This is a genomic window from Xanthomonas sp. NCPPB 1132 (assembly GCF_056629235.1).
Genome location: NZ_CM152819.1, coordinates 4968039 through 4974898, shown reverse-complemented (window position 1 = coordinate 4974898; position 6860 = coordinate 4968039). Strand labels below are relative to the sequence as shown.

Genomic DNA, 6860 nt, shown 5'->3' with positions numbered 1-6860 from the left:
CAGATCTAAATTCGTCGATAGACCGGGCATGAAGGGCGCGCTCGGGCGCGGCGCATTCGGCCGGTGGGAGAGGAAAGCGGATGGATCAGACTACCACCGGCGCGCAGGGTCGGGAATGGTTTTCCCACGGCTATTCACAGATCCATCCACAGGCCGGGCGCGGCCGTGCTACGTTCCGGTCGTCACAGGGAGTTGACCGCGACGTAAGGGGTCCTATAGAATTTCCGGTTCTTTCCGCCCCATTCAGATCAGAGCGCCCCGATGGCCACCAAGCGCACCTTCCAGCCCAGCAACCTCAAGCGCAAGCGCGACCACGGCTTCCGTGCCCGTATGGCCACCGCCGACGGCCGCAAGATCCTGGCCCGCCGCCGCGCCAAGGGCCGCAAGCGCCTGAGCGCTTGATTGCTTCGCCGCCCCAGGCGGCGCCTGCAATCCGGACCGTGAATCCTCCCGACCCGCGTAGGCGATTTCCTCGCTCTGCGCGGGTTCGCACGTCTGCGGAATACCGCGTCGTGTTCGATGCCGCGCGCCGTTGTTCCGAGCCGCTGATGAGCCTGCACTGGCGCAGTGCGCCGCACCCGGCGCGGCTGGGCCTGGCGGTGTCGCGCAAGGTCGACAAGCGCGCGGTCGTGCGCAACCGCATCAAGCGCGTGCTGCGCGAGGCCACGCGGCAGCTGTTGCCGTGGCTGGCGCCCGGCGATTACGTGGTGGTGGCGCGCAGCGCCGCCGCCCAGGCCAGTGGCGTGCAACTGCGCCAGGCCTATCTGCGCCTGCTGCGTCGCGCCGGCGCATTGCCGGCCCAGGCCGCGGACGGCACAATGCCGCCGCCTCTTCGTCCTTCTTCCCCCACCTCCACGTCAGAACCCGCTTCTGGCTGAGCCGAGCTTGCCTGTCCGATGAACCAGACCCGCCTTTTCCTGATTTTCGCCTGGCTGATGGTCGCGGCCCTGTTGTGGATGGAGTGGAACAAGGAACACGCGCCGAACGCCACTGCGGCGACGGTCGCGGCGGCGACCACGGTGCCGCCGGCGCAGGACGCCGATGCCGGCGCCACGCATGTGCCGGCGATCCCGCAGGCCACGGTGCCGGGCACCACGCCAGCTGCCAGCAGCACGTCCGAGACCGCTGCGGCCAGCGCCGCACCGCGGGTCACCGTCACCACCGACGTGCTGCGCCTGACCCTGGACGGCCGCAGCGTGTTCGACGCCGACCTGCTGCTGTTCCCGCAGACCAAGCAGCAGGGCAGCCCGCCGGTGCAGCTGCTGACCGAGGACGCGGCGCATCCGTACACCGCCACCAGCGGCTGGGTCGGCGAGCACAACGCGCCGTCGCCGGGCCCGGCGGGCTTCCGCCCCGAACACCCGGGCCAGGAGTACGTGCTGGCCAAGGGCCAGGACAGCCTGCAGGTGCCGTTCGTGTGGAACGGTCCGGACGGCGTGACCATTCGTCGCGTGTACACCCTGCAGCGCGGCCATTACGCGGTGCAGGTGCACGATGAGGTCATCAATCACGGCAGCAAGCCGTGGCAGGGCTACGTGTTCCGCAAGCTGAGCCGGGTGCCGACCATCGTCAGCCGCGGCATGACCAACCCGGATTCCTTCAGCTTCAATGGCGCCACCTGGTTCAGCCCCGCCGACGGCTACCAGCGCCGCGCGTTCAAGGACTATCTGGACGACGGTCCGCTGAACCAGACGGTCAAGGGTGGCTGGATTGCGCTGTTGCAGCACCACTTCTTCACCAGCTGGATTCCGCAGAACGACCAGGATTCCGTGTTCGTGCTGTCCAACGACGGCCCGCGGCATGTGGTCGAAGCGCGCGGCCCTGGTTTCACGGTGGCGCCGGGCGCCACCGCCAGCACCGAGGCGCGGCTGTGGGTCGGGCCGAAGCTGGTCAGCCAGATCGCCAAGGAGAACGTGCGCGGCCTCGACCGCGTGGTCGACTACAGCCGTTTCTCCGTGATGGCGCTGCTCGGCCAGGGTCTGTTCTGGATCCTCAGCCACCTGCACAGCCTGCTCGGCAACTGGGGCTGGTCGATCGTCGGCCTGGTGGTGCTGCTGAAGCTGGTGCTGTATCCGCTGTCGGCCGCGCAGTACAAGAGCGCGGCCAAGATGCGCAAGTTCCAGCCACGCATCCAGCAGCTCAAGGAGCGCTACGGCGACGACAAGCAGAAGTTCCAGACGGCGATGATGGAGCTGTACAAGAAGGAGAAGATCAACCCGATGGGCGGCTGCCTGCCGGTGCTGATCCAGATGCCGATCTTCTTCGCGCTGTACTGGGTGCTGGTGGAGTCGGTGGAACTGCGCCAGGCGCCGTGGTTCGCCTGGATCCAGGACCTGACCGCGCGCGATCCGTACTTCATCCTGCCGGTGATCAACGTGGCGGTGATGTGGTTTACGCAGAAGCTGACCCCGGCCCCGGGCATGGATCCGGTGCAGGCCAAGATGATGCAGTTCATGCCGCTGGTGTTCGGCGTGATGATGGCCTTCGTGCCGTCGGGCCTGGTGTTGTACTGGGTCACCAACGGTTCGCTGGGCCTGCTGCAGCAGTGGTGGATGCTCAAGCGCCATGGCGAGGCGGCCACCGCTGGCGGCGGCGGCGGCAGCGGCAAGCCGCCGGCCAAGGCCAAGAAGTAAACCCGACAACGCCCGCCTCCGGCGGGCGTTGCGCATGCGGCCGGGGAAGGCGCCGGCGGCTGCGTTCTTCCCGTAGCGCCTTGCTCGCGAGTCCGTGGTCATGCGCAAGCGCCGTCGTCCGTTGTCGTCGTCCGTTGTCGTGATCGGGCTGCTCGCCTTGGCCCTGGCCGCGTGCCAGCGCACGCCTGCCGACAGCGCGGCCACGCCGTCCAAGCCCGCGACATCGGCGCCGGCGATCGCCATTCCAGGCTCCCCCGCATTGCAGGCCCAGGCGACGACGCTGCTGCAGGGCCTGCAGGCGCAGCTGGCGGCGCAGCGCAAGATCATCGTGTTGCTGGCCGACGAGGCCAAGCAATCGCCGGCCGACCGGCAGACCTCCAGCAGCGTCGGCCAGCAACTGTTCCACGAGGGCCTGGAGCGCCGCGAGGCATTGGCCAAGCAGTTCGATGCGCTGCTGGCGCTGCCGGACGCGCAGCGCTTCGCCGCGGTCGGCAGTCTGCTCGATTACGTCGAATCGGCACCGGATCTGTACGACGCCGACCGCCTGGCGTTCCGCGAGATTCTCGCCGACTGGCAGCTGCGCATCGGCAAGGATTCCTCGCTGCCGGCGATCAAGCTGCACCAGCGCATCGGCGAGGACCTGGAAGCGCTCGACGAGATCGAGCGCACCTACAACCGCGAGATCACCGCGATCTTCAGCCGCTTCGACCGCACCCGCGCGATCGTGCAGAAGCGCGAGAAGTGGGAGGACTACGTCGCCCACCTGGGCACGCTGTACACGCGCGAGGCGATCCTGCGCGACTACGGCGTGATCACGCCGTACCCGATGTCGATGCAGGACAGCGACCGCGAGGTGTTCGGGCGCGACCTGCCGCCGAAGACCGTGGTGCTGAGTTTCGACGACGGCCCGCATCGCGAGTACACCGACGAGATCGTCGCCATCCTCAAGCGCTACGACGTGCCGGCCACGTTCTTCGAAGTCGGCCGCAACCTGGGCAAGCTGGAGCCGGATGGCAAGGTCGACCTGTCGCCGCTGGCCAGCGTCAGCCGCAGCCTGATGGAGCAGGGCTACACCGTCGGCAACCACAGCCTGACCCATGCGCAACTGTCCAAGGAAACTGGCGCCGCACTGCGCAGCCAGATCCTCGACACCGACCGCATGCTGCGCGCGGTCGACGCCAAGCGTGCGCCGCTGTTCCGCTTTCCCTACGGTGCGCGCAACGCCGAGGGCATGCAGATCCTCGGCGAGGCCGGACTGAAGTCGGTGATGTGGAATGTGGATTCGCTGGACTGGGCCGACCCGGTGCCGGAGTCGATCGTGCAGCGCGTGCTCGAGCAGGTCGGCCGCGAGCAACGCGGCATCCTGCTGTTCCACGACATCCACGAACGCACCGTCAAGGCGTTGCCGCAGATCCTGGACCGGCTCAGCGCCGACGGTTACCAGTTCGCCGCCTGGAACGGGCGCGACTTCAGCGTGGCGCGCGCCGCCAGCAACGCCGCCGCGCCGGCGGTGACCAGCGGCTACGACAAGTCGTGGGCCATCGTCATCGGCATCGACGACTACGCGCACTGGCCCAAGCTGCAGTACGCGGCCAACGATGCGCAGGCGATCGCGCAGACGCTGACCGGCAGCTTCGGCTTCCCGTCGTCGCAGGTGATCGTGCTGAAGAACCAGGAAGCCACCCGCAACAACATCCTCGCCGCCTTCCACGATCGGCTGGCGCATGGCGGCGTCGGCAAGAACGACCGCGTGTTCGTGTTCTTCGCCGGCCACGGCGCGACGCGCAAGCTGGCCTCAGGGCGCGACCTGGGCTACATCATCCCGGCCGATTCGGACCCGGCGCAGTTCGCCACCGACGCGATTCCGATGACCGAGATCCAGGACATCGCCGAAAGCCTGGAAGCCAAGCATGTGCTGTTCGTGATGGACGCGTGCTACAGCGGCCTGGGCCTGACCCGCGGCGGCGGCACCAGCGCCTACCTGCGCGAGAACGCGCGGCGTATCGCCCGACAGATGCTCACCGCCGGCGGCGCCGACCAGCAGGTCGCCGACAGCGGCCCCAACGGCCATTCGGTGTTCACCTGGGTGCTGCTGCAGGCGCTGTCGGGCAAGGCCGATCTCAACGGCGACGGCCTGATCACCGGTACCGAGCTGGCTGCCTACGTGGCGCCGGCGGTGTCGAGCATCTCGCAGCAGACGCCCGCGTTCGGCAGCCTGCCGGGTTCGCAGGGCGGCGAGTTCGTGCTGCAGGTGCCGGAGGGCGAGGAATTCCTCACCGCCAGCACCCAGCAACTGTCCTCGGCGGCGATCGCGATGAACGACCGCGTCGATGCGGCCGCGCCAGCGTCGACCGCGACGCCGAACGCGGGCGCCGGCAGCGCCGACGCCCCGGCCGCTGCGGCCAAGCCGGCGGTGGTGGTCAAGGATCTGCAGGGCGGCGAGCGGCCGCTGGCGGTGCCGGCCGCGGCCGGTCCGGTGTCCGACCGCCAGCGTGCGCAGCGCGCCAACGACCGCGGCCTGCAGTTGTACAAGGAGAAGCGCTACGACGAAGCCGAGGCGCAGTTCACCGAGGCGCTGAAGCTGCGCCCGGACTTTGCGCTCGCGGCCAACAACCTGGGCTTCATCTACTATCGCCAGGGCAAATACGCGCAGGCCGTGCGCTGGCTGGAGAACACGCTGAAGATCGATCCCTCGCGCGCGGTGGCCTACGTCAACCTGGGCGACGCCTACCGCCAGCTGGGCGATGCCGCCAAGGCCAAGCGCGCGTTCCAGACCTACCTGGAGCTGCAACCCAACGGGGCGTCGGCCGCCTACGTGCGCGGCCAGTTGCAGACGCTATAGTCCACCGCATCACCGACCTGCTGCCTTCGCCATGCCGTCTTCCGCCACCGACACCATCGCTGCCATCGCTACCGCCCCCGGCGCCGGTGGTGTCGGCGTGGTACGCGTGTCGGGTCCGGCGGCGGCCGCCATCGCCGACGGACTGGGCTTGCGTGCACTGGTGCCGCGCAGCGCCCGCTACGCGCGTTTTCGCGACGCGCATGGCGAGATCGTGGACGACGGCATCGCGCTGTGGTTTCCGGCGCCGCGCAGCTTCACCGGCGAGGACGTGCTGGAACTGCAGGCGCACGGCAGCCCGGTGCTGCTGCGGCACCTGGTGGCGCGCTGCTGCGAACTCGGCGCGCGTCCGGCGCGTCCGGGCGAGTTCAGCGAGCGCGCCTTCCTCAACCGCAAGCTCGACCTGGCCCAGGCCGAAGCGATCGCCGACCTGATCGCCGCCGGCGACCTGCGTGCGGCACGCGCGGCACGGCGCTCGCTGGACGGTGTGTTCTCGCGACGCGTCGACGACCTGGCCGAACAGCTGATCCGCCTGCGCATCCACGTCGAAGCGGCGATCGATTTCGCCGACGAGGCATTGGACACGCTGGGTGGTGCGCAGGTGCGCGCCGGCCTGGCGCAGGCGCGCGCGGCTCTAGAGCAACTGCGTGCCGACGCCGAACGCGGACGCAGGCTGCGCGATGGCCTGCACGCGGTGCTGGTCGGCCCGCCGAATGCCGGCAAGAGTTCGCTGCTCAATGCGCTGGCCGGCAGCGACCGCGCCATCGTCACCGACATCGCCGGCACCACCCGCGACACCTTGCACGAGACCGTGCGCCTGGATGGCGTGGAACTGACCCTGGTCGATACTGCCGGCCTGCGCGAGGGCGGCGATGCGATCGAACGCGAGGGCATGCGCCGCGCGCGCCAGGAACTGCAGCGCGCCGACCTGGCGCTGATCGTGCTCGATGCGCGCGACGCCGAGGCCGGCCAGGCGGCGATCGCCGACGCCATCGCCGACGTGCCGCAGCGGCTGTGGATCCACAACAAGAGCGACCTGCTCGCCGCCGTGCCCGCGGCCAGTGCAGAACGCGTCTACGTTTCTGCGGCTACCGGCAGCGGGCTGGAGCAGTTGCACGCGCAATTGCGCGCGATCGCCGGCACCGCGGCCGGCGAGGGCAGCGACGGCGAGTTCTCCGCGCGCGCCCGCCACGTCGACGCGCTGCAGCGTGCCGCCACCCATGCCGACGCGGCCGCCGCCGAACTGCAGCACGAACGTCTGGAACTGGCCGCCGAGGAACTGCGCCTGGCCCATGCCGCGCTCGGCGAGATCGTCGGCACGCTCAGCGCCGACGACCTGCTCGGGCGGATCTTCTCCAGCTTCTGCATCGGCAAATAGCGCGTCGCGC

At 69.4% G+C, this 6860-nt stretch carries 5 protein-coding genes; all 5 read left to right on the top strand.

Features of this window, described 5'->3' with window-relative positions; translation table 11 throughout:
* The first annotated feature begins 261 nt into the window (after nucleotides 1-261).
* Nucleotides 262-402 carry a 50S ribosomal protein L34 gene (gene rpmH / locus AC1G9L_RS21330; protein WP_003469983.1) on the top strand — a complete coding sequence of 47 codons (141 nt, stop codon included), beginning with the start codon at nucleotides 262-264 and terminating at the stop codon, nucleotides 400-402.
* Between the two features lie 38 nt (nucleotides 403-440).
* Entirely contained in the window at nucleotides 441-878 is a 438-nt protein-coding gene (gene rnpA, locus AC1G9L_RS21325) for a ribonuclease P protein component (RefSeq protein WP_481069906.1), read from the top strand.
* Between the two features lie 18 nt (nucleotides 879-896).
* The gene (yidC, locus tag AC1G9L_RS21320; protein WP_019800419.1) at nucleotides 897-2633 is read left to right on the top strand and encodes a membrane protein insertase YidC; all 1737 of its coding nucleotides are present in this window, start codon (nucleotides 897-899) and stop codon (nucleotides 2631-2633) included.
* Between the two features lie 100 nt (nucleotides 2634-2733).
* On the top strand, nucleotides 2734-5475 hold the full coding sequence (locus AC1G9L_RS21315; protein WP_481069905.1) for a polysaccharide deacetylase family protein: 2742 nt from the start codon (nucleotides 2734-2736) through the stop codon (nucleotides 5473-5475).
* A gap of 31 nt (nucleotides 5476-5506) precedes the next feature.
* The gene (gene mnmE / locus AC1G9L_RS21310) at nucleotides 5507-6850 is read left to right on the top strand and encodes a tRNA uridine-5-carboxymethylaminomethyl(34) synthesis GTPase MnmE (protein ID WP_481069904.1); all 1344 of its coding nucleotides are present in this window, start codon (nucleotides 5507-5509) and stop codon (nucleotides 6848-6850) included.
* Nucleotides 6851-6860 lie beyond the last annotated feature (10 nt).

Coding starts and splice junctions, on each gene's coding strand:
- rpmH (WP_003469983.1), top strand. CDS start 262: ATGGCCACCAAGCGCACCTTCCAGCCCAGCAACCTCAAGCGCAAGCGC.
- mnmE (WP_481069904.1), top strand. CDS start 5,507: ATGCCGTCTTCCGCCACCGACACCATCGCTGCCATCGCTACCGCCCCC.
- AC1G9L_RS21315 (WP_481069905.1), top strand. CDS start 2,734: ATGCGCAAGCGCCGTCGTCCGTTGTCGTCGTCCGTTGTCGTGATCGGG.
- yidC (WP_019800419.1), top strand. CDS start 897: ATGAACCAGACCCGCCTTTTCCTGATTTTCGCCTGGCTGATGGTCGCG.